Source organism: Pseudarthrobacter sp. GQ63 (genome assembly GCF_059758765.1).
Genome location: NZ_JCAXEF010000052.1, coordinates 1 through 219, shown reverse-complemented (window position 1 = coordinate 219; position 219 = coordinate 1). Strand labels below are relative to the sequence as shown.

The 219-nt window shown below is 62.6% G+C and carries 1 protein-coding gene; it reads right to left on the bottom strand.

Annotated features, from left to right (window positions below):
• Positions 1 to 219 (bottom strand): hypothetical protein (locus AC6CHP_RS20800; RefSeq protein ID WP_498232075.1); only part of this gene is annotated, 219 nt, incomplete at both ends.

The following is a 219-nucleotide window of genomic DNA, read 5'->3' as shown; positions in this document are numbered from 1 at the left end:
CGGGGACCGTCGATCTTTGCCGGGGCGACCAGGTAGATGCCCTTGATGACGCCCTCGACGTCCAGTTCCTCCGGTTCGGCGGGCTGGGTGATGGGTTCGTTGTAGACGGTGAGGTAGTACATGAGGTTCCGGTCTTCCGATTCCGGCCCGTACATGCGTTCGAGCCCGTCGCGGATAATGTGGCCCATTTCGTAGCCGTAGGCGGGGTCGTAGGTGACG